This is a genomic window from Halorussus sp. MSC15.2, assembly GCF_010747475.1.
Taxonomy (GTDB): Archaea; Halobacteriota; Halobacteria; order Halobacteriales; family Haladaptataceae; genus Halorussus.
The window spans coordinates 666,279-685,177 of sequence record NZ_VSLZ01000003.1; the positions used below are offsets into that span (position 1 = coordinate 666,279).

An 18,899-nucleotide genomic window follows, 5' to 3' on the forward strand; every position below is an offset into this window, starting at 1 on the left:
CGCAGTGCGGTCGAGGGTCCTATCGCATCGGAAGCGAACGTGGGGGTCAGTAGACCGACCGTTCGAATCTAATCTTCCATTCGACCGTTCCCCGGGCGTGGTAAACAACCACAACCAATGGCGAGGAGACCGTACCGTTGGTATGACTCAGTCGTTCGAACTTACGGAGCGATGTCGAAGCGAAGTCGGCGACGCGCTACGGATAGCCGCAGTCTACACAGAGACCGGGTTCGAACACTTGTACCTCCGCGAGGACCTCGACCGACAGTACACGCCCGCAGAGATAGAGACGCTTCGGCGGGAACTCATCGTATTCGCGCTCGGGAAGCAGCAACTGGCGGACGTAACCCACGCGGGGAAGGTTCGACAAATCATCTGTGAGATGGACGATGCGATTGCGCTCCAATTTCCAGTCGCCGGGCATTTCGGCGTGTTCGTCTCTATCGAAGCCTCTGCGAGAGATAGCCTGTTCGACCTCGGCGATGCGGTCGAGGCGTGGATAGAGCAAGGAGGACTCCCGACATGGGAAGACTCGTAAGCGAAAGGGGACGTGCACTCGGCGGAGTCGCGTTCTGCGTCGCTCGTCGGGAAGGAGTGTCAGACTCGGAGAACTCCTGAGGAGACCGGTCACTGTCGCGCTGTTCGTGACCGACGGAGTCGTAGTGGCCCGAGACGAGTTGAATCCGACGGGTCGCATCGCACTGTAAGCGGAAGGCCGGGCAATATCACGGGCCGGAGCCACCCGCGGTAACCGTCCCATCTGTTTGGTGGCCCGGCGACAGCAACCGTGACGAACCTCGGACTACCCCGACCGGGGACAGTCCACTGAGTGAAATGGACAACCAGACAGAAGGGATTCGTCGGAGGTCCGTTTCGTGTTGTCTAGTTTTGATTACTCGGAGAGTAATTACTACTATTGGGGGAAGTTTTTGTACTCTCCTTAGTATTTGTTTCACTATGGAGAGAGAAGAGACAGATATCGACAATATAGTGGAAGCCGCAAAAGGCGATTCCGTCGGTAAAGAACTCCTGACTGATAGCGGCAAAGTCAGAACGGGACTACTGTCGAAGTCGAAGTATCGTTCCATCCTCTCTCATCTGGACGAGGGAGAACAACCACACTTCATCGAGCGATACGAAGAAGGGCCGCATCAAATAGGAGAGTTACCCCGGTACAAAGAAGGATGGATGAAGACGACAGTCGTAACCGACCGTCGAGTGTTTTTCTATTCCACCGAACACCACTACGGAGTCCCGTTCGAGAAAATAAGCGAAATACGGACCGAGGATAATCTAACAGTCATCCACTCTGGTGGGCAAAAGGCTACATTTCCCATGTTCCCTTCGAGGCGTCAATCCGCCGCCGAGCACATTCGACAGCGCATGTACGATTTGCAAGGAGGAGCGTCGAACACGGAAACGACGCCCTCAACTACCGAGCGCTTGGCGGAACTCTCTCAAATGCACGACGAGGGCTTGATAGACGACGCCGAGTACGAGAGAAAAAAGAAGGAGATGCTCGACGACTTGTAAAATTCGGTGTTCCGACCGCGAACAGTCGGTCGCTTTCCCCCGCTCCTACGGTAAGTGTGTTACATAGATATCAGAGTCAGCAGGACGGAACAACGAGAGTCAATCGGCGTTCCGTTCGGAGTGCCGACGCGCCAGATTCGTTGTCACCCTCGCTCGTGACGCTTTGGGCAATCGTGTGAGACCGCCGAAGAACCCGGAGTAATTGCGAATACGCGACTAGCAATGACCTCCTCGCGTCGCGAAACTCTGATGGACTCGCTGGGACTGAGCGAACGGGGGTTGTTCGCGAAGTCAGCGAGTCCGCTGACTGGAACGAACGAAGTGAACGAAAGAAAGTGGACTCGCTGGGATTTGAACCCAGGGCCTCTTCCTTGCGAAGGAAGCGATCTACCGCTGATCTACGAGCCCTCGAACGCAGTAGTTCGTAACGCGCCCACTTATTAGAACCTTATGTTTCGGGGCGGGCGCGGCGGACCGATTTCCGCGACGAGTAACGTCCGCGCGTCACACTCGGAGAAGTCTGACCCGGCCGGCAACGAGACCGAGCGCGAAGCCGGTGAAGTGAGCGACCAGCGCCACGCCCGGCGCGGCGGTGAGCAGCGTCGCGCCCGCGGCCACCGCGAACAGGAGCGCGACGCGCGCCCGAGGACTCAGCGGAAGTCGTCCTAACACCGCGTCGGTGACGGGGTTGCCCGCGAGCAAGTAACCGAGCAGACCGAAGACCGCACCGCTCGCACCGAGAACCGGAGTCGGCCGACCGAGTAGTCCCGTGACCGCCACCTGAGAGAGACCCGCGAGCATCCCGACGCCGGCGAAGAAAACGTGGAAGCGCCACGTGGACGTCACGCGCTCGACGGCGAAGCCGACCAGCACGAGGACCACGGCGTTCGAGAGGAGATGTGTGGGATTCGCGTGAGCGTAGACGCTGGCGAGCAGAGTCCACGGCCGGACCGACACCGGCGGCGCGAGGACGAACAACCCGACCGCGAGTCGTCTGGAGACGACCCCGACGACGGTCTGGACGGCGAAGACCAGCAGGAACACCGCGAGCGTCTGGACCGTCGGGCTGGCGGCGAGTCCTCCCGACCGTTCGCGCTCGGCACCCTCGGGTTCGTCGTACCGGTAGCTCACGACGGACGCCTCCCGCGAGCGAGAGACCGGTTGGTCGTCGGTGCGAAACGTCGTCGAACCGCTCGTCTCGGCCGCTGCACGCACGCCGATTCGTCCGGCGCGGTCAAAAAGACCGGGGAGCGTTTGCGTCGCGCGTGCGCGGCTGGTCGAAGCGAAGAAATTGAGAAGGGCCGCCGGTCGAACGGCGGGTGCGAACTTCCTCGAACTGACAGCAACGAGGCGAACGCCTCGTCGCTCAGTCCTCGAGGACGATTTCGATGCTCACGTCGTTCGGAACCTGAATCCGCATGAGCTGACGGAGCGCGCGTTCGTCGGCGTCGATGTCGATGAGACGCTTGTGGACGCGCATCTCCCAGTGTTCCCACGTCGCGGTCCCCTCACCGTCGGGGGACTTGCGGGTGGGTACCTCCAGCGTCTTGGTCGGTAGCGGGATGGGACCCGACAGCGAGACACCCGTCTTGTTCGCGATTTCGCGAACGTCGTCACAGATGTCGTCGAGGTCTTCGGGACTGGTTCCCGCCAGTCGGACGCGTGCTTGCTGCATGCGTTATGGCTCGTTGACGCTGAGGACCTGACCGGCCGCGATGGTCTGGCCCATGTCGCGGATAGCGAAACTACCGAGTTCCGGAATCTCCGAGGCCGGCTCGATGCTGAGCGGCTTTTGCGGTCGGACGGTAACCTTCGCGGCGTCACCGGACTGGATGAAGTCGGGGTTCTCCTCGGCGACTTCGCCGGACGAGGGGTCAATCTTCGCGTCGATGGACTCGATGGTACACGCGACCTGCGCCGTGTGGGCGTGGAAGACCGGCGTGTAGCCGTCGGTGATGACGCTCGGGTGCTGCATCACGACAATCTGGGCCGTGAACGTCTCGGCGACCGACGGCGGGTCGTCGGCGGGACCACAGACGTCGCCACGGCGGATGTCGTCCTTCCCGATGCCGCGGACGTTGAATCCGACGTTGTCACCGGGTTCCGCGCTGGGCACCTCTTCGTGGTGCATCTCGATGGTCTTGACCTCGCCGCCCACGTCGGAAGGCTGGAACGACACGTTGTCGCCCGTGTTCAGCATGCCCGTCTCGACGCGTCCGACCGGGACCGTACCGATGCCCGAAATCGTGTAGACGTCCTGAATCGGGAGTCGGAGGTCGGCTTCCGTCGGCGGTTCGGGGGCTTCGAGGTTGTTGAGGGCCTCGAGCAGAATCTCGCCGTCGTACCAGTCGGTGTTGTCCGACCGCTCGGCGATGTTGTCGCCCTCGAACGCCGAAATCGGGATGAACTCGGCGTCGTCGGTGTTGAACTGCACCTGCTTGAGCAGGTCCTTGACTTCGGAGACGACCTCTTTGTAGGTGGACTCCTTGTAGTCGACGACGTCCATCTTGTTGACGCCGACGATGAGTTCGTTGATACCGAGGGTGCGGGCCAGGAAGACGTGTTCCTGGGTCTGGGGCGCGACACCGTCGTCGGCGGCGACGACGAGGACGGCGTTGTCGGCCTGCGACGCGCCCGTAATCATGTTCTTCACGAAGTCGCGGTGGCCCGGACAGTCGACGATAGTGAAGTAGTATTCGTCGGTGTCGAACTCTTGGTGGGCGATGTCGATGGTGACACCGCGCTCTCGCTCTTCGGCGAGGTTGTCCATGACGTAGGCGAACTCGAAGCCGCCCTTGCCCTTCTCCTCGGCCTCTTCCTTGTGCTGTTCGATGACGTGCTCGGGTACGCTCCCCGTCTCGTAGAGGAGTCGCCCGACCAGCGTACTCTTTCCGTGGTCAACGTGGCCGATGATGGCCAAGTTCTGGTGCGGTTTGTCTTCGCTCATTTGTATCTCACGCGCAGACGCGCTCTGTCGGAATCTTTTGGCAGAAGCGGTTAAAACCATTTCGATACGGTATGCTACCCACCCCGGCGCCGTACCGCGGTTATTGGTAGACCATCGCACGATTTTGGGGGAACGCCGGGAAATCAATCGTGAGTAGCGACCGAAACGAACCGGCGTCGGAGTCGCCGAACGACTCAGTCCCGAAGTCGATTCACGTCTGCGAGGACGGCGGTCGCCGTCTCCGGACCGCCCGCCCCGCGACCGCTCAGGTTGAGTCGGCCCGCGTGGTCGGTCTCCAGTTGGACGATGTTGCGCGTGCCCGAGACGGCCAAGGTTCCGTTCTCGGGCAGAGTCGCGGTCCGACCCGGACGCCCCGGGGCGTGGCCTCGCCGATGAGTCGAATCGTCCGCCCGTCTTCGGCCGCGAGTTCGAGGGCGTTGCCCGGCAGTTCCGCGATTCCCTCGACGTCGGCGTCGTCCAGCGAGTACGCGCCGCCGCGCGACGAGTCGCCCGAGCGGTCGCCGAGGACGTTCGCCAGAATCACGCACTTGAGCGCCGCGTCGGTGCCGTTCACGTCGAAGGAGGGGTCGGCCTCCGCGACGCCGAGGTCCTGAGCCTCCGCGAGGACGTGTTCGTAGCCCAGTCCCTCGGCGGCCATCCGCGTGAGGACGAAGTTCGCGGTCCCGTTGAGGACGCCGCGCGCCGCCGAGATGGTGTCCGGACCGTAGTTCTCGATTGTCGAGAGGACCGGAATCGCGCCGCCGACCGTCGCCTCGAATCGGACCTTCCCCTCGCTGTCGCGTTCGAGTTCGCGGAGGTCGGCGTACCGCTCGGCGACGGGTCCCTTGTTGGCCAACACGACGTGGCTATCGCGTTCGAGCGCCGCGCGCACGTGACCGAATCCGGGTTCGGCGTCGCCGAGGGTCGTCGGCGTCGCTTCGACCAGCACGTCGTACTCGGCGTCGAGCGCGTCCTCGGGGGCGTATCGACCGACGCTCCCGCTCTCGTCTTTCTCGGCGAGCGCCGCGGCAACGTCGATGCCGTCGTCGTCCACCGCCGCGCCGGTCGAGTCGGCGAACGCCGTGACGCGATGACCGTACTCGCCCGCGAGGTCGGCGACCGACCGGCCGACTGCACCTGCACCGAGGATTGCCAGTTTCACGCCGACCCCTCCAGTTCAGCGAGAGGTTCGACCACGCGAAGGTCCTTCCTGTCGGCCACCTCGCGCACCGCGGTGACCACCTCGCCGGTCGCGCCGGTCTCGGTCGCGAGTCGGAGGCGAGCGCTGGCCACTTCGCTCGTTCCGCCGGGCGCGGACAGCGACACGTCGGAGACCGAGGCGTCGGCTTTCGACTCGATGGACGAGAGCGTCTCGGAGAAGTCGGTCTCGATGACGTTGCCGACGAGCAGTATCGACACCTCTTCGCCGTAGCGTTCGGCGCCCGCCTGAATCACGTTGACGCCCGCCTCGCGGAGGTCGGCGACGAGGGCGTCGAACCGGTCGGGCGGACATTCGAGGTCCACCTCGACCGGGATGTGTCCTCGCGGTGTGAGCGACCCGCGCTCGTGGAACACCGAGAGCAGGTTGCCGCCGTTGGCCGCGATGGGTTCGAGCGCGCCCAACAGTTCACCGGGTTCGTCTACGAGTTCGAGGCGGACGGTGTACGCCCGCAGGTCGGTGGCGCTCGCGTCGTCACTCATCTTGGTCCTCTCTCACGCGCGGGTGAGCATAAGGCTTCAGGCGGTCGCAATACTCACCAGTGTTTCGAGGCAGGGCCGTCCTGCGCCGAACGCAATCAGAGACGCGACTCGGACCGGTCGTCGGCCGAGGCGAACGACGGAGCGACTACTCGTTGGTAGGCGTCCTCGAAACCTCGGGCGGGGAGTCGCTGCTCGCCGACACGAGTGCCCAGATGCCAGCGACGACGCCGACCCAGAGGAAGATGACGAGACCGACCCACACCAGTGTGACGACCGAGAGCATATCCGGGAACGAGACGTGCGTTACCAAATGGCTTGATTATACACCGCCTACGCGAGTTACGGCGAGCGGCGTCGTGACTCAGGGTCGGCCTGAACGCGGTGAGAAACAGACGCAGAGCGAAGAAAAGAGGCGCGAGAGACGCGGAGCGTTAGAAGTAGCCGATAGCTTCGGGCAGTTCGAGCTTCATGCCCTTGCGCTCTCGAATCTCCATGATGGTCTCGCGCTGGAGGTTGTCGGCCATGACCTCGAAGCCGGCGTTCTCGGTGTTCCACGAGGCGCGGCCCTCGGTGGCGCTCCGGATGTCCGAGGAGAAGCCAATCATCTCGTCGACCGGCGCGATGCCTTCGACGACCATCAGGTCGCCCTCTTGGTACATGTCGTCGACGCGGCCACGGCGACCCTGAATCTCGCCGGAGGCGGCGCCCATGTACTCGTTGGGCACGTCGATGCGGACGTCCTGCATCGGTTCGAGCAGTCGGACCTCGCCCTGAACGAGGGCGTTGTGGACCGCGTTACGGACCGCAGGGATGACCTGCGCCGGACCGCGGTGGATGGTGTCCTCGTGGAGCTTCGCGTCCTCCAGACGGAGCAGCGTCCCCTGTACGGGTTCGGCGGCCAGCGGACCGTCGTCGAGCGCCTCTTCGAGACCCTCGATGACGAGTTCCATCGTCTCGTTGAGGTGCTGGATACCCTTCGTGTCGTCGATGAGGATGTTGGTCCCGTGGATGTGCTCGACGTTCTGGGACATGTCCTTGCCCATGCCCGCTTCCTGAAGCGCCTCGCGGCGTTCCTGCTCGGGCATGTCCATCGACACGTCGCCGCGCTGGATCTTCTCGATAATCTCGTCGGTGAGCGGCTGGGCCTGAATGTAGAACCGGTTGTGACGGTTCGGCGAGATGCCCTCGATGACGTCGGTCGGCTCCTGAATCGCCTCGCGGAAGACGACGATGGGTTCGCCCGTGTTGACCGGGATACCTTGGTTGCGCTCGATGCGCTGGGTGATGACTTCGAGGTGAAGCTCACCCTGCCCGGAGATGAGGTGTTCGCCGGTGTCCTCGTTGATGGTGACCTGGATGGTCGGGTCCTCCTTGGAGACCTGCCGGAGCGTCTCGATGAGCTTCGGCAGGTCGTCCATGTTCTTCGCCTCGACGGACTTCGTGATGACCGGTTCCGAGATGTGTTCGATGGACTCGAACGGCGTCATCTCGACGCTGGAGACGGTGGAACCCGCGATGGCGTCCTTGAGACCGGTGACCGCCGCGATGTTCCCGGCGGGGACGCGGTCCACTTCCTCGCGCTCGCCACCCATGTAGATGCCGACGCTCTGGACGCGGTTCTTTCCGGCCGTCCCGGAGACGTAGAGGTCTTGGCCCTTCTCCAGCGTGCCGGAGAAGACGCGACCCGCGGCGATTTCGCCGGCGTGGGGGTCCACACCGATGTCGGTGACCATCAGCACGACTTCGCCTTCCTCGTCGACGAGACGCATCCCCTCGGCGAGTTCCGAGGAGTCGTCGCCGCGCCAGATGCGCGGGATACGACGGGGCTGGGCGTCGATGGGGTTCGGGAAGTGCTCACAGACCATGTCGAGCACGACGTCCGAGAGCGGGGTGCGCTCGTGGAGTTCCTGACGCTTGTCGGCGCGCTCCAGTTCCATGATATCGCCGAAGTCCATCCCGGTGCGCTGCATCGACGGCATCGAGACGCCCCACTTGTAGAGCGCGGACCCGAAGCCGACGGTGCCCTCCTCGACGGAGACCGTCCAGTCCTCGATGTCGTCCATCTCCTCGGTCATGCCGCGAATCAGCTCGTTCACGTCGTCGATGACGCTGAGCAGGCGGCGCTGCATCTCCTCGGGACCCTCTTGGAGTTCCGAGATGAGGCGGTCTACCTTGTTGATGAACAGGGTGGGCTTGACGCCCTCGCGGAGCGCCTGTCGGAGGACCGTCTCGGTCTGGGGCATCGCGCCCTCGACCGCGTCCACCACCACGAGCGCGCCGTCGACGGCGCGCATCGCTCGGGTCACGTCGCCACCGAAGTCCACGTGGCCCGGCGTGTCGATGAGGTTGATGAGGTGGTCGGTGTCCTCGTACTCGTGAGTCATGGACACGTTCGCGGCGTCGATGGTGATGCCGCGTTCCTGCTCGTCCTCCTCGGTGTCCATCATCAGTTGGGTCGCTTCACCCTGGTCGGCAATCATGCCCGCACCGGCCAGAAGGTTGTCCGTCAGCGTGGTCTTACCGTGGTCGACGTGTGCGGCGATAGCGATGTTCCGGATGTTCTCCGGTTCGTCCATCAGTCGCTCGCACTGTTCGACGATCTTCTTTCGTCTTCCCATTATGGGTCTTCTACCCGAAGGAAGTTGAAAAGCGTAGTGTTTCGCCACGAGTGAGCGTGTGAGCGATTGACGAGGTGAATCACGCGCGAAGCGAGTCTGACTCTCGTGAGTTCGCGCCACGAGCGATGTGTTCGGTGGTGGTAAGCACTCACGGCGTTTGCCGATATCGAAACCACCGTACGCTCCGCCGGAAAACCGTCAAGCACTGCCAACCGGCGCAAGAGTCATACCGACCGAAGCCTTGGGACCGTTACGCATGGAGGTTCACGTCCACGGTCCCGGTCCGGCCGCGCCGTTTCTCCGCGCCCGCGACCTCTTCGAGACCGAGCACGACCTCGACTCGCCCGTCCACGTCCACGTCCGGGAGAACCCCGACGAGCGGACGTGGACCGCCCACCCCGACGACCACGTGCTGAACATCTCCCGACAGGCCGCGACCAGCGCGATGGCCCGCGAACTCGCGCTCCACGAGTTCGCTCACATGGCCCGCCACGAGGAGGACCACCCCTCCCACACTCAGTCCACGGAGGAAGTCCTGTTCCTCGCGCTGTCGGGCAAGTCAGTCGAGCGCAGGCGCGTCACCCACTGCTACCAGATAGCCAACCACATGAAAGACATCTACGCCGACGACATCACGCTCCGGGTCGGCCCGACCGACAAACTCGTCTCCTTCCTCGAATCCGAACTCGCGGCCGCGGTCGCAGACCGACCCGCCCGGAGTCGGGACGAGGTGGCCCGCAAGCGCGACGGCCTGCGACTCACCGGCACCGCCGACCCCGAGATGACCGCGGTCAACGCCGCGTTCGCTCTCGCGCTGGTCGAGCGTCACGACCTCGTCGATTCGGACCACCGACTCTACGACCTCGCGCACGCGGCCGCGAACGACGCGCCCGAGGTCGGTCTCGCGGAGTTCAAACACCGGTTCGCGTCGCTGGGTCCCGACCCCGGCGAGAGCGAGTACCGCCGGTCGCTCGTGGACGCGACCCGCGAGTACGCGGTCGGCGGTGGCGAGAAGGCGGCGGACTGAGTCGTCGGTTACACGACTTCGGCGAGTGCGAGCAGGACGCTCGGCGCGACCAACAGGACGATACCACCGCCGACGAGCAGGGCCGGAACGAGCAGTCCGACTTCGGCGAACAGCCACAGGCCGACGCCCGCGAGGAGCACGAGCAGTCCGAGCAGTCGGAGGAGCCACGTCACGACGCCGTCGAGACCTGAGTCGGCGACGAGGTCCAGAACTTCGAGTGCTTCGTCCATGACATGTCGGTGTTCTAATCCCACTACCTTATACGATTCGGGGGCCGGAATCGTCGCCGGACCACTGTTCGAGTCTGTGTTCCACTCCGAAGAGTGCCGCCAGCATCAAACTGAACACCCCTCCGACCGTACGTCCGCCGATGTCGTACACTAAAGTCGATTCCCGCGACGTGGAACCGGTCGGCGAGGGGCTGCGCTTCCTTCGGGACCCCCTCGACTGCGAGAAACTGGGCGTGTCCATCCTCGACGCCGACCCCGGATGGACGGGCAAGCAACACGACCACGCCGAGGACGGACAGGAGGAAGTGTACGTCCTGATAGACGGGGCCGCCACCGTCACCATCGAGGGCGAGGACGTGGAACTGACCGCGGGCGAGGCCGTCCGAATTCCGGCCGAGGCGACCCGCCAGATTCACAACGGCGATACCGAGAGCACGTTCGTGCTGGTCGGAGCGTCCGGCGGGGAGTGAGCCAAATCGAGCCGTCCGAGCGAGGGGCGAAGGCGAACCGAAACCGACCGAACTCGGAGTACCCGAGCGGTTCGGCCGGAGAGCGAACAACTGCTCGGAGCGGTCGATTCTACTTCCGGGGCGTTACGCCGTCGGCGTCAACCGAACGAGCACGTCGTCCCGCTGGCGCGGGAACGTGTCGCCCTTCGGTCTGCCGTCGCGGTTCGACGTGACGGCGTAGAGGTGACCGTCGGGTCCCTGCTCGACGTGCCGGACACGACCGAGTACGTCGGTCAGCGTCCAGTGGGCGCTCGCGGCGTAGGCGTCGTCGTGCCACGCCGCGTCGAACGTCAGGCCGCGGTCGTCCGAGACCGGCGGGAGTGACGCGGCGTCGTCGGCGAAGGAGACCACGTTGACGCGCTGGCCGATGAGGGACCCGAAGACGAGTCGGTTCCGCCACTCCGGTATGGCCTCCCCGGTGTAGAACACCCCGCCGCTGGGACCCCACGACTCCGTCGTGTTCACGAGCGGTCGGTGGAACGCGGGATTCGCCTCGTACTCCGGTCCCGTCCGCGCGTCCGGCCACCCGTAGTTCGCGCCGGGGACGAGGCGGTTCACCTCGTCGTGGCCGTCGGGTCCGTGTTCGGTGATAATCGGCGTCGCGTCGGGGAGCCACGTGATGCACTGGGGGTTCCGGTGGCCGTAGGTGTAGACGCGCGGGTCCGGGTCGTCGCCCGGCAGGTCCGGGTTCCCCGGCGCGGGTTCGCCCACGGTGTCCACGCGGAGGACGCTCCCGGCGAGCGACGAGGTGTCCTGCGACAGCGGACCCTCGCCGGCCTCTCCGGTCGTAATCCAGAGGTAGTTCTCGGGACCGAACGCGATTCGGCCCCCGTTGTGGACGCCGCCCGCGGGAATGTCGTCCACGATGGTTCGACCCGTTCCGGCCGGGTCGTCTGCCTCCACGTCGTATCGGACGACGCGGTTCACCGTGTCGCCGTCGGACGTCGCCGTGAAGTAGACGAAGAGGTAGGGGGCCTCCGGATACCGCGGATGGACCGCGACGCCGAGCATCCCGCCTTCGCCGCCCTCGACGAACCACGTCTTCCAGTGGGGCTTGTCGTCGGGACCGGGTGCCATCGCCTCGGCGTCGATGACCTCGTCGGGCGTCGCGACGGGGTGGAGTTGGCCGCCGTCGAACCGGTGGACGCGGCCCGTCCGCTCGGTCACGAACAGTTCGCCCGTGGGCGCGAACGCGAGGTCCCACGGAATCTCCAGATTCTCGACCAACACCTCCGGCGATATCGACGCCGAAAGCGGCGACGACGCCGGTTTCTCCCACCCGGGGTCGTATCGAGACCACTCCTCGGCGGTGTGGTTGAGTTCGTACTCGGGGCCGCTACGTCGTTCAGCGAGTCTGCCACAGCCGGCGAGTCCGGCCGCACCGACGACTGCGAGGAACTGTCGTCGCGTCCGCCCGGTCGATGGTCCGCCCATACGGGTGCGTGATTTTAGGGCCACCTAAAAACATCGATGCGCGGTCGGGCGACGCGGTGTGCGGAGCGTCGCGACTGTTGGAGGTGCAGAAGACGAGAGAGAAGAAACCGCTTAGCGGGCCGCGGCCGCGACGCGCTCTTTCTCTTCTTTCTGGTTGATAGCGTAGGTCTGAACGTCGTAGTTGGCCGCGCCGACGAGTTGGTCGGCCAGCGCCTCGGAGGCGTCGGTCGGCGTCTTGAACGACGCGCTGTAGACGCCCTCGGCGATGAACTTCAGGGCTTGGTCGACCCGGCGCTGGGGCGCCACGTCGACGGCCTTGGGGACCGAGATACCACCGTACTTCAGGCGGACGGTCTCCTCGCGCGGGGCGGCGTTCTCGACCGCCGTGACGAGAACCTGAACCGGGTTCTCGTCGGTGCGGTCGTGAACCATCTCGAACGCCTCGCGGGTAATCTGCATCGTCTTCTGCTTCTTGCCGGTGTTCTCCTCGGTCTGCATCAGGCGGTTGATGAGACGCTCGACGATGGAGATTTCGCTCTTCTGGAACTGCTTGGACGCGTGGCGACCCATCGTGTGTGCGACCGGCGTAATCGTGATGTAGCGCTCGGTCGAGGGGTCGTCGTACTCGATGTTGGTGATGTCCCACTCGCCGAACAGACTCGCGACTGCCGTTCCCTCTTCGTCCGTGCCCGCGGGCTTGTCGGGTTCGGGTTGGTCTTCTGCTGCCATAGTTATCGCACCGGCTTCTCAGCGTTTCCACGGACTAGTTCTTCGAGGCTCACGCCGTTGACCTTCACGACCTTGTAGTTGACGCCGGAGAGGTCGCCCATCGCGCGACCCTTCGCGCCGCCGATGCCCGCGATGGTGACCTCGTCGTGTTCGTCGATGAACGAGATGGCACCGTCGCCGGGACAGAAGGCGGTGACCTGCTTGCCGTTCTTGATGAGTTGGACCCGGACGCACTTCCGAATCGCGGAGTTGGGCTGTTTGGCCTCGATGCCCACTTTCTCGAGAACGATGCCACGTCCCTGCGGAGCGCCTTCGAGGGGGTCGGACTTCTCCCCGAGACCGCGCTCGCGTCGGGCGTAATCGGAGTCGGACCACCGGTGATTCTGGCGGTCCTTCTTCAACTTTCTCGCTGCGTACTTGCCGTTCGCCATATGGCGTGTGCTATCCGTCCGAGCTACTTAAGCCTCCCTCTTTCGAGCGGCCGTAACGGCCGCAAATCGCTCAAGCGGGGCCGATTACGGAATCTGAGCGCGTCTCAGCGAGCTGTTTTACGCGCCGCTTAGGTTCGGTTCGGTCAGCAGATTCGCTCACGGCCCGAAAAATGATTCGTGACGGTTAGCCTTCCAGCGAGAACACGCCGACGGTCCGACCGTCTTTGACGGAGCGAAGGCCGCCGCCACCCGCCTGAACAGCGACGTACTGCTTGCCGACGCCCGGGTCGTACCAACTCATCGGCGAGGCGTTGACCGAGGCGTCGAACTGGTACTGCCAGAGTCGCTCGCCGGTTTCCGAATCGTAGGCGATGAACTCGCCGTCCCCGTTGCCGACGAAGGTGAGACCGGTGGTCGTACTCATCGACCCGCCGAGGGAGAAGTTCTCCCACCGGTCCTGCCAGACGACGTCCCCGCTCACGGGGTCCACCGCCGAGAAGTACGTGAGTTGCTGAGTCCACTCGTCGGGTGCCGGACCGGGGTCCTGCATCGCGGGGTAGACGGTGAAGTTCCCGCCGAGGTACGTCGAAGGGTACTCCCACTCGCCGACCTCGTCCCACTGGAACTTGCTCGGGTAGTTCATCGCCTTCACGTGGACGTTCCCCGTCTCACGGCTGTAAGACGCCGGGTTCCACTCACCGCCGCCGTCGGCCGAGGGCATGACCCACGGCGTGTCTTCGAGGTTGTCCTGCGGCAGATACCACATGTTGAGGTGCTGGCAGAACTCCCGGCTGCGCTCGTAGAGCTTTCCGTCCTCGGCCCCCAGCAGGTAGTTCCACCCGGTCTTTCCGGCGTGACTGACGACCTTCTGCGTCTCGCCGTCCACCTCGGCGTCGAACAGAATCGGCGGCTGAGAGGCGTCCCAGTCCCACCAGTCGTGCTGGACCTCTTGGAAGTACCACTGGACCTCGCCGCTGTTCGTGTCGAGCGCGACGACCGCGTCCGAGTACGGGTTCGGTCCCGGCCGAACGATACCGTTCACGTCGGGACGGGATTGCCGACGTTGGCGTACAGCGTGTCGGTGTCCGGGTCGACCGTGATGGTCATCCAGTTCGTGGCCGCCCCGTTCTTCCACGCGTCGCCGACCCACTGCTCCTTCGGGAGCATCGACGTGCGCCACTCCCGCTCGCCGGTCTCGGCGTCGATGGACTCGATGAACCCCTGCACGCCGTACTCGCCGCCCGCGCTTCCGTTGAGGATGCTCCCGTTGTAGACGACGGGTGCCCACGTCGCGGAGTACCCCTGCCCGGTCGGCGCGGAGTTGTACAGCCACTTCTGCTCGCCGGTGTAGCGATTTATCGCGACGACGTCGGCGGTCAGCGTCGTCATGTAGAGGGTGTCGCCCAGCACCGCGGCCCCGCGGTTGTTCACGCCGCAACAGGTGAGCGGCGGTTTCTCGTCGGGACCCTGTTGGTCCGGCGCGAACCGATAGACCCACAGCACCTCGCCCGACCGGGCGTTGACCGCCCGCACCACGTCGGGACCGTTGGTCTGGTACATGATGGGCGGGTCCGAGGGCACGACGATGGGCGTCCCCTCCAACTTCCCCTTCTCGTCGGTCTTGATGGTGTACTCCAGCGAGAGTTCCGAGACGTTCTCCGGAGTTATCACGTCCGCCGACGTGAACCGCTGCTGGCGGTAGCCACCGCCGTACATCAGCCAGCTCTGGGGGTCGTCGCCCGAATCCAGCAGCATCTCCTGTGTGACGTTGAGTTCCGGAATCTGCTGGTCGCTCTGTCGAATCGTCTCCGGGCCGTCCGCGAGATACCGGACGACGGTTCCGTCTTCGGTCGTGCGTACGTCGGCGTGCGGTTGGTCGATACTCATGGTCAGTCACCTCCGAACGGTGCGCGCGTCTCGTCGGTTATCCTGAACAGGTCCGCCTCGATGGCCTCCTGTCCGCGAATCGCTATCGCCGACCCGCCCGCGAGCGCGGCGGCGAGTTGGCTGTCGGTCAACTCCTCGGGACCGGCGAGGTCCCGCGCCGCGGAGACGAACATGTGGACCCCGCCCAGCATCTGTTTCACGTCCCAGATGCCGTCGTCGAGCATGGACTCGGTCAGTAACACTTCCCGCTGCCAGAGTTGCTGGTCGAGTTCGTCTATCCAGAGCAGCGCCCCGCCGAGCGCTCGCTGGTGGAGCGGTGCCACGTTCTCCGGGTCGTAGTCCTCCGGGTCGGCCGGGAGGCTGGCGGTCGAGACCCAGTGTGCGAGTCGCTCGTTCTCGTTGACGACGTCCACGACGGCCGCCGTGCGCTCGCGTTCGGTGAGACCCGCGTCGGCGAGCGCCGCGGTCAGCGGTTCGGCCCGAATCAACTCAGCGGCGGTCGCTCGAACGTGGTCGGGCGTGAACTCCGGCAGGTGGCGCTCGGCCGCCGCGAAGAAGCCGACCTCCGCGAGGTGGTCGTAGGCGTCCCACGCGGGCGCGGCCACCTCCTGATACGCGGTCCCCTGCTCGGCCGGAAAGCCCGCGGCCCGGAGTTCCGGCAGTTCGGCGATGCCCGCCTCGATACCCGCGAGCGACCCCGAGAGCCGTCCCCCGTCGAGTCCGCCCGCGAGGTCGGCCCGGATTCGCTCGCCGTACGTCGCCAGTTCGTCGGCCGACCCCTCGCCGACCGCTCCGCGAAGGTCGGACAGCGAGAGTTCCGAGGCCGCGCCGACGCCCCCGGTCACGCCGAGTATCTTGAGGAAGTTGCGCCGGTCGCGCTCGTCCACGTCCGGTACGTCGTCCGATACCGTGTCATTGAGTTCCATTCCCATCCCCACGGAACCATCACCACTATCGACAAACTGTTTTTCCCTCGGAAACACGGCTCTCGAACCTAAAATTTCGGCGTTGAGCCATCAGAGCGAGCGGCCGACGGTGGCTCTCGACCGCTGGTCGGCAGTATTTTCGGCGGTAGAGCCGCCGAATCAGCGGGGCGTCTTCGAACGTTTCTCTGATACGTTACGGGGAGAACGACCTAACTTGCGGGAGTCAGCCGCGCAGTTAGCGGATTCCACAGGCGTAGAACTGTTGCTGGGGCAACATTTTAGCGGTCGTCTCGCCGCCCGTCCTCGGTACGTGCATCGTCCGCAGAAACGGCCTCCGACGGACGAACCCCGGCGAGGAACTCGCGCACGGCGTCGGTGAAGAACGCCGGATTGTCGAGGTTGGAAGCGTGACCCGCGCCCGGAATCTCCCGGACCGTTGCGTTCGGAATCGCCGCACCCAACTTCGGCGCGTGTCGCCGGACGAACGGCGGTTCGTTCTCGCCGTACAGCACCAGCGTCGGGACGGTAATCGCCGAGAGGTCCAGCGCCGTCTCGTGGAACGCCGCGACGGCGTGGACGACCTTGGCGAACTCCTCGGTCTCCATCTTCGGACCGTCCCTCCGGAGCCGCTCTATCTTCTCGTAGTCGCCGCTGACCCCTTCGCCGTGGAATCGCCGCTGGAGCCACACCAGCGCGCGCTCGACCCGTTCGTAGCCGACGAGACGGACCGGCGGGACGGCGGCCCGCAGCGCGACGGACCGCTGGAGCCACTCGCGTCGGTCGAACAGTTCGGGGGTGAACGTATCGGCCAGAATCAGTCCGGCCAATCGGTCGGGGCGAGCGGCCGCGTACGTCTGAGCGATGCATCCGCCGGTCGAAAGTCCGCAAACGACGGGGGAGTCGAGACCTAACGCCGTGACGAGCGCGTCGAGGTCGGCGGCGAACAGGTCGATGGAGTAGGCGTCTCTGGGCGACCCGCCGGTTCGGCCGTGGCCTCGAACGTCGTAGGCGATAGTGGTGTACTCGTCGCTCAAGGCGTCCACCTGGGGGTCCCACTGAGAGTGGTCGAGGATAGCGCCGTGAACGAAGACGAGCGGCGGTCCGTCGCCGCGTCGCTCGTAGTAGGTTTCGACGTCGTTCGTCCGGACTGTAGGCATGGCGTCTGGGAGGCGCTCGACGGAGATGAACCTACCCGGAGCTGCGTGCGGAGCGACACGATACCGAACCGCCGGACGGAATCGAAACGCGAAAATCGGACTGTGAGAAATCGAGACGCGGTCGGACGAGACCCGCGTTCAGGTCAACTGGATGTCGTCGATGTCGTAGTGGCGCTTGGCGAGTCTCTCCGCGGCCGCGATGTTCCGGCCGTCCTCGCCGATGGCGACGCCGGTGTCCTCGGAGTCCACCTCGGCGTAGGCGACCGTCTCGTCGTCCTCGCTGACGGTGACGTTGTACACCGCCGCCGGGGCGAGCGCGTTGGCCACGAACGCCTCGGGCGTGTCGGCGTCTTCGACCAGCATCACCGATTTGCCCAGTTGGGATTCGACGTTCCGGACGGTCTCGCCGCCCGACCCGATGGCCTGCGCCATGTCGCCGGGCTTGACGATGAAGACCACGCGCTCGTCGCCGTCTTCCCCGTCCTCGAAGACGACGCAGTCGCGGGCGGTCGCGCCGGTCTCGTCCTCGAAGAGGGCGATGAACTGGCGGGCCGTGTCCGAGAGCGTGACGACCATTCTCAGTCGGAGGCTTCCGGCTCGGAACTCATCGAGGACCCCATCCGGAGGTCCACGTCGCCCGTGCCGAGCTTGATGGGTTTCCCGACGATGACGTTCTCGGTCACGCCGTTGAGGTCGTCCACCTCGCCGTGGATGGCGGCGTCGAGCAGGTGGTTGACGGTGACCTCGAACGCCGCGCGAGCGAGGACCGACTCCTTGCTCCCCGAGATGCCGTGGCGACCGATGGACTCGATTTCGCCCCGGTTGGTCATGATGTCGGCGACCAGCATCAGGTGGCGGATGTTCACGTCGTCGAGACCCTGCTCTTCGAGGGTGTTCATCGTCTCCTCGATGATGGCCTCGCGGGCCGCCTCGATGCCGAGGTTCTTGTGAATCTCGTGGATGTTGTTCGAGGTGGTCCGACTGGCGTCCACGCCCTCTATCTCCATCACGTCGCCGAAGGCCGACCCCTCGGTGTAGAGGATGAACTCCTCGCCGTCGTCGAGTTGCTCCTTCCGGATGACGACTCGGGAGATGTCCTCGATGCCCTTGAACACGATGTCCCGTAGCTGTTCGACCAACTGGAGCAGGTCGCGGTAACTCGGCTCGTCGGGGCCGAACTCGATGACCGCCCCTTGCTGGGTGGTCTCGACGCCGAGTTCGTCCTCGATGATGCCCGCGATTTCGTCGGGCGTTATCATCCGTTCTTCAAGGGTGTCCTCGTTGAGGTCGATGGACACCACCATGTCGGCCACGTTGGTCGAGATGTCGCCCAGCGCCAGAATCCGAGTCGCCTCTATCTGCCAGACGACCTCGTGGGCCTTCTCGCGGTCGGTGGCGTACTCGTCTTCGAGGTGGACGGTCATCATCGGCGTGTCCGGGGTCTTCCGAGCGTCCACCAACTCGATGAGTCGGGGGAGACCCTGCGTCACGTCAATCTCCGCGACCCCCGCGTAGTGGAACGTGTTCATCGTCATCTGGGTCCCGGGTTCCCCGATACTCTGTGCGGAGACGGTCCCCACGGGGTCGAGCGGGTCGACGCGCGTGTCGAGATGCCGGTTCTCGACGGCGCGAGCGATTTGGTCGGCGTGCTCGGCGGTGACGCCGTCGCGGGCTTCCACGGTGCTGTACACCTCGTCTTTCAGCCGTCGGGGGAGGTCGGTGTCCTCGACGACGGCCTCGATGTCTTCGGATACGTCGTAGTCGGTCATG

The 18,899-nt window shown here is 64.7% G+C and carries 20 protein-coding genes, 1 tRNA gene and 2 pseudogenes; 4 read left to right on the top strand and 19 right to left on the bottom strand.

Annotated features, from left to right (window positions below; translation table 11 throughout):
* Positions 1-142 precede the first annotated feature (142 nt).
* Together FXF75_RS14645 and FXF75_RS14650 are read left to right on the top strand one after the other, a co-directional pair.
* A complete protein-coding gene (locus FXF75_RS14645; RefSeq protein ID WP_163522585.1) occupies positions 143-538 on the top strand; it encodes a hypothetical protein in 396 nt (131 codons plus the stop codon).
* 419 nt (positions 539-957) lie between these two features.
* Positions 958-1,533 carry an SHOCT domain-containing protein gene (locus FXF75_RS14650; protein WP_163522586.1) on the top strand — a complete coding sequence of 192 codons (576 nt, stop codon included), beginning with the start codon at positions 958-960 and terminating at the stop codon, positions 1,531-1,533.
* Between the two features lie 336 nt (positions 1,534-1,869).
* Here the strand turns inward: FXF75_RS14650 and FXF75_RS14655 are convergent.
* The 9 genes and pseudogenes from FXF75_RS14655 to FXF75_RS14690 all read right to left on the bottom strand — a co-directional run bounded on the left by FXF75_RS14655 (position 1,870) and on the right by FXF75_RS14690 (position 8,799).
* Positions 1,870-1,941 (bottom strand) — tRNA-Ala (locus tag FXF75_RS14655).
* 96 nt (positions 1,942-2,037) lie between these two features.
* Complete coding sequence (locus FXF75_RS14660; RefSeq protein WP_163522667.1) at positions 2,038-2,664, bottom strand: rhomboid family intramembrane serine protease; 627 nt, start codon at positions 2,662-2,664, stop codon at positions 2,038-2,040.
* Positions 2,665-2,899: 235 nt separating this feature from the next.
* Positions 2,900-3,208 carry a 30S ribosomal protein S10 gene (rpsJ, locus tag FXF75_RS14665; protein WP_115864703.1) on the bottom strand — a complete coding sequence of 103 codons (309 nt, stop codon included), beginning with the start codon at positions 3,206-3,208 and terminating at the stop codon, positions 2,900-2,902.
* A gap of 3 nt (positions 3,209-3,211) precedes the next feature.
* Complete coding sequence (gene tuf, locus FXF75_RS14670) at positions 3,212-4,480, bottom strand: translation elongation factor EF-1 subunit alpha (RefSeq protein WP_163522587.1); 1,269 nt, start codon at positions 4,478-4,480, stop codon at positions 3,212-3,214.
* A gap of 194 nt (positions 4,481-4,674) precedes the next feature.
* A pseudogene (locus tag FXF75_RS14675) lies at positions 4,675-5,339 on the bottom strand (hypothetical protein).
* Positions 5,313-5,642, bottom strand: a pseudogene (locus FXF75_RS23510) (homoserine dehydrogenase); the annotation flags it as partial. The pseudogenes FXF75_RS14675 and FXF75_RS23510, both read right to left, overlap by 27 nt.
* Positions 5,639-6,181, bottom strand: coding sequence for an amino acid-binding protein (locus FXF75_RS14680; protein ID WP_163522588.1), 543 nt, complete (start codon positions 6,179-6,181; stop codon positions 5,639-5,641). The pseudogene FXF75_RS23510 and the gene FXF75_RS14680, both read right to left, overlap by 4 nt.
* Positions 6,182-6,326: 145 nt before the next feature.
* Complete coding sequence (locus FXF75_RS14685; protein WP_163522589.1) at positions 6,327-6,464, bottom strand: hypothetical protein; 138 nt, start codon at positions 6,462-6,464, stop codon at positions 6,327-6,329.
* Positions 6,465-6,612: 148 nt separating this feature from the next.
* Entirely contained in the window at positions 6,613-8,799 is a 2,187-nt protein-coding gene (locus FXF75_RS14690) for an elongation factor EF-2 (RefSeq protein WP_163522590.1), read from the bottom strand.
* Between the two features lie 256 nt (positions 8,800-9,055).
* On the opposite strand from FXF75_RS14690, the gene FXF75_RS14695 reads away from it, so the two are divergent.
* Entirely contained in the window at positions 9,056-9,826 is a 771-nt protein-coding gene (locus FXF75_RS14695) for a DUF5781 family protein (RefSeq protein WP_163522591.1), read from the top strand.
* 8 nt (positions 9,827-9,834) lie between these two features.
* On the opposite strand, the gene FXF75_RS14700 is transcribed toward FXF75_RS14695, so the two are convergent.
* On the bottom strand, positions 9,835-10,056 hold the full coding sequence (locus FXF75_RS14700) for a hypothetical protein (RefSeq protein ID WP_163522592.1): 222 nt from the start codon (positions 10,054-10,056) through the stop codon (positions 9,835-9,837).
* A 140-nt stretch (positions 10,057-10,196) separates the two neighbouring features.
* Here FXF75_RS14700 and FXF75_RS14705 point away from each other — a divergent pair, with 140 nt between their 5' ends.
* Positions 10,197-10,526 carry a cupin domain-containing protein gene (locus tag FXF75_RS14705; RefSeq protein ID WP_163522593.1) on the top strand — a complete coding sequence of 110 codons (330 nt, stop codon included), beginning with the start codon at positions 10,197-10,199 and terminating at the stop codon, positions 10,524-10,526.
* Positions 10,527-10,649: 123 nt separating this feature from the next.
* On the opposite strand, the gene FXF75_RS14710 is transcribed toward FXF75_RS14705, so the two are convergent.
* The 9 genes from FXF75_RS14710 to rpoA2 form a co-directional block, all read right to left on the bottom strand.
* Positions 10,650-11,999, bottom strand: a complete 1,350-nt coding sequence (locus FXF75_RS14710; RefSeq protein WP_163522594.1) for a sorbosone dehydrogenase family protein — start codon at positions 11,997-11,999, stop codon at positions 10,650-10,652.
* 111 nt (positions 12,000-12,110) lie between these two features.
* The gene (locus tag FXF75_RS14715) at positions 12,111-12,728 is read right to left on the bottom strand and encodes a 30S ribosomal protein S7 (RefSeq protein WP_163522595.1); all 618 of its coding nucleotides are present in this window, start codon (positions 12,726-12,728) and stop codon (positions 12,111-12,113) included.
* Positions 12,729-12,730: 2 nt separating this feature from the next.
* Positions 12,731-13,159: a 30S ribosomal protein S12 gene (locus FXF75_RS14720; RefSeq protein WP_163522596.1), complete on the bottom strand. Its 429-nt coding sequence runs from the start codon at positions 13,157-13,159 to the stop codon at positions 12,731-12,733.
* 184 nt (positions 13,160-13,343) lie between these two features.
* Positions 13,344-14,201, bottom strand: coding sequence for a PQQ-binding-like beta-propeller repeat protein (locus FXF75_RS23350; RefSeq protein ID WP_163522597.1), 858 nt, complete (start codon positions 14,199-14,201; stop codon positions 13,344-13,346).
* Positions 14,198-15,046 carry a PQQ-binding-like beta-propeller repeat protein gene (locus FXF75_RS14730; protein WP_163522598.1) on the bottom strand — a complete coding sequence of 283 codons (849 nt, stop codon included), beginning with the start codon at positions 15,044-15,046 and terminating at the stop codon, positions 14,198-14,200. The genes FXF75_RS23350 and FXF75_RS14730 overlap by 4 nt, the downstream gene beginning before the upstream one ends.
* A gap of 2 nt (positions 15,047-15,048) precedes the next feature.
* Positions 15,049-15,972, bottom strand: a complete 924-nt coding sequence (locus FXF75_RS14735; RefSeq protein WP_205427581.1) for a hypothetical protein — start codon at positions 15,970-15,972, stop codon at positions 15,049-15,051.
* Positions 15,973-16,250: 278 nt separating this feature from the next.
* On the bottom strand, positions 16,251-17,129 hold the full coding sequence (locus FXF75_RS14740) for an alpha/beta fold hydrolase (RefSeq protein WP_163522599.1): 879 nt from the start codon (positions 17,127-17,129) through the stop codon (positions 16,251-16,253).
* 138 nt (positions 17,130-17,267) lie between these two features.
* On the bottom strand, positions 17,268-17,705 hold the full coding sequence (locus FXF75_RS14745; protein WP_163522600.1) for a NusA-like transcription termination signal-binding factor: 438 nt from the start codon (positions 17,703-17,705) through the stop codon (positions 17,268-17,270).
* A gap of 2 nt (positions 17,706-17,707) precedes the next feature.
* Entirely contained in the window at positions 17,708-18,898 is a 1,191-nt protein-coding gene (gene rpoA2 / locus FXF75_RS14750) for a DNA-directed RNA polymerase subunit A'' (RefSeq protein WP_163522601.1), read from the bottom strand.
* Position 18,899: the final 1 nt, after the last annotated feature.

Coding starts and splice junctions, on each gene's coding strand:
- FXF75_RS14645 (WP_163522585.1), top strand. CDS start 143: ATGACTCAGTCGTTCGAACTTACGGAGCGATGTCGAAGCGAAGTCGGC.
- FXF75_RS14650 (WP_163522586.1), top strand. CDS start 958: ATGGAGAGAGAAGAGACAGATATCGACAATATAGTGGAAGCCGCAAAA.
- rpsJ (WP_115864703.1), bottom strand. CDS start 3,208: ATGCAGCAAGCACGCGTCCGACTGGCGGGAACCAGTCCCGAAGACCTC.
- tuf (WP_163522587.1), bottom strand. CDS start 4,480: ATGAGCGAAGACAAACCGCACCAGAACTTGGCCATCATCGGCCACGTT.
- FXF75_RS14680 (WP_163522588.1), bottom strand. CDS start 6,181: ATGAGTGACGACGCGAGCGCCACCGACCTGCGGGCGTACACCGTCCGC.
- FXF75_RS14685 (WP_163522589.1), bottom strand. CDS start 6,464: ATGCTCTCGGTCGTCACACTGGTGTGGGTCGGTCTCGTCATCTTCCTC.
- FXF75_RS14690 (WP_163522590.1), bottom strand. CDS start 8,799: ATGGGAAGACGAAAGAAGATCGTCGAACAGTGCGAGCGACTGATGGAC.
- FXF75_RS14695 (WP_163522591.1), top strand. CDS start 9,056: ATGGAGGTTCACGTCCACGGTCCCGGTCCGGCCGCGCCGTTTCTCCGC.
- FXF75_RS14700 (WP_163522592.1), bottom strand. CDS start 10,056: ATGGACGAAGCACTCGAAGTTCTGGACCTCGTCGCCGACTCAGGTCTC.
- FXF75_RS14705 (WP_163522593.1), top strand. CDS start 10,197: ATGTCGTACACTAAAGTCGATTCCCGCGACGTGGAACCGGTCGGCGAG.
- FXF75_RS14710 (WP_163522594.1), bottom strand. CDS start 11,999: ATGGGCGGACCATCGACCGGGCGGACGCGACGACAGTTCCTCGCAGTC.
- FXF75_RS14715 (WP_163522595.1), bottom strand. CDS start 12,728: ATGGCAGCAGAAGACCAACCCGAACCCGACAAGCCCGCGGGCACGGAC.
- FXF75_RS14720 (WP_163522596.1), bottom strand. CDS start 13,159: ATGGCGAACGGCAAGTACGCAGCGAGAAAGTTGAAGAAGGACCGCCAG.
- FXF75_RS14730 (WP_163522598.1), bottom strand. CDS start 15,046: ATGAGTATCGACCAACCGCACGCCGACGTACGCACGACCGAAGACGGA.
- FXF75_RS14735 (WP_205427581.1), bottom strand. CDS start 15,972: ATGGAACTCAATGACACGGTATCGGACGACGTACCGGACGTGGACGAG.
- FXF75_RS14740 (WP_163522599.1), bottom strand. CDS start 17,129: ATGCCTACAGTCCGGACGAACGACGTCGAAACCTACTACGAGCGACGC.
- FXF75_RS14745 (WP_163522600.1), bottom strand. CDS start 17,705: ATGGTCGTCACGCTCTCGGACACGGCCCGCCAGTTCATCGCCCTCTTC.
- rpoA2 (WP_163522601.1), bottom strand. CDS start 18,898: ATGACCGACTACGACGTATCCGAAGACATCGAGGCCGTCGTCGAGGAC.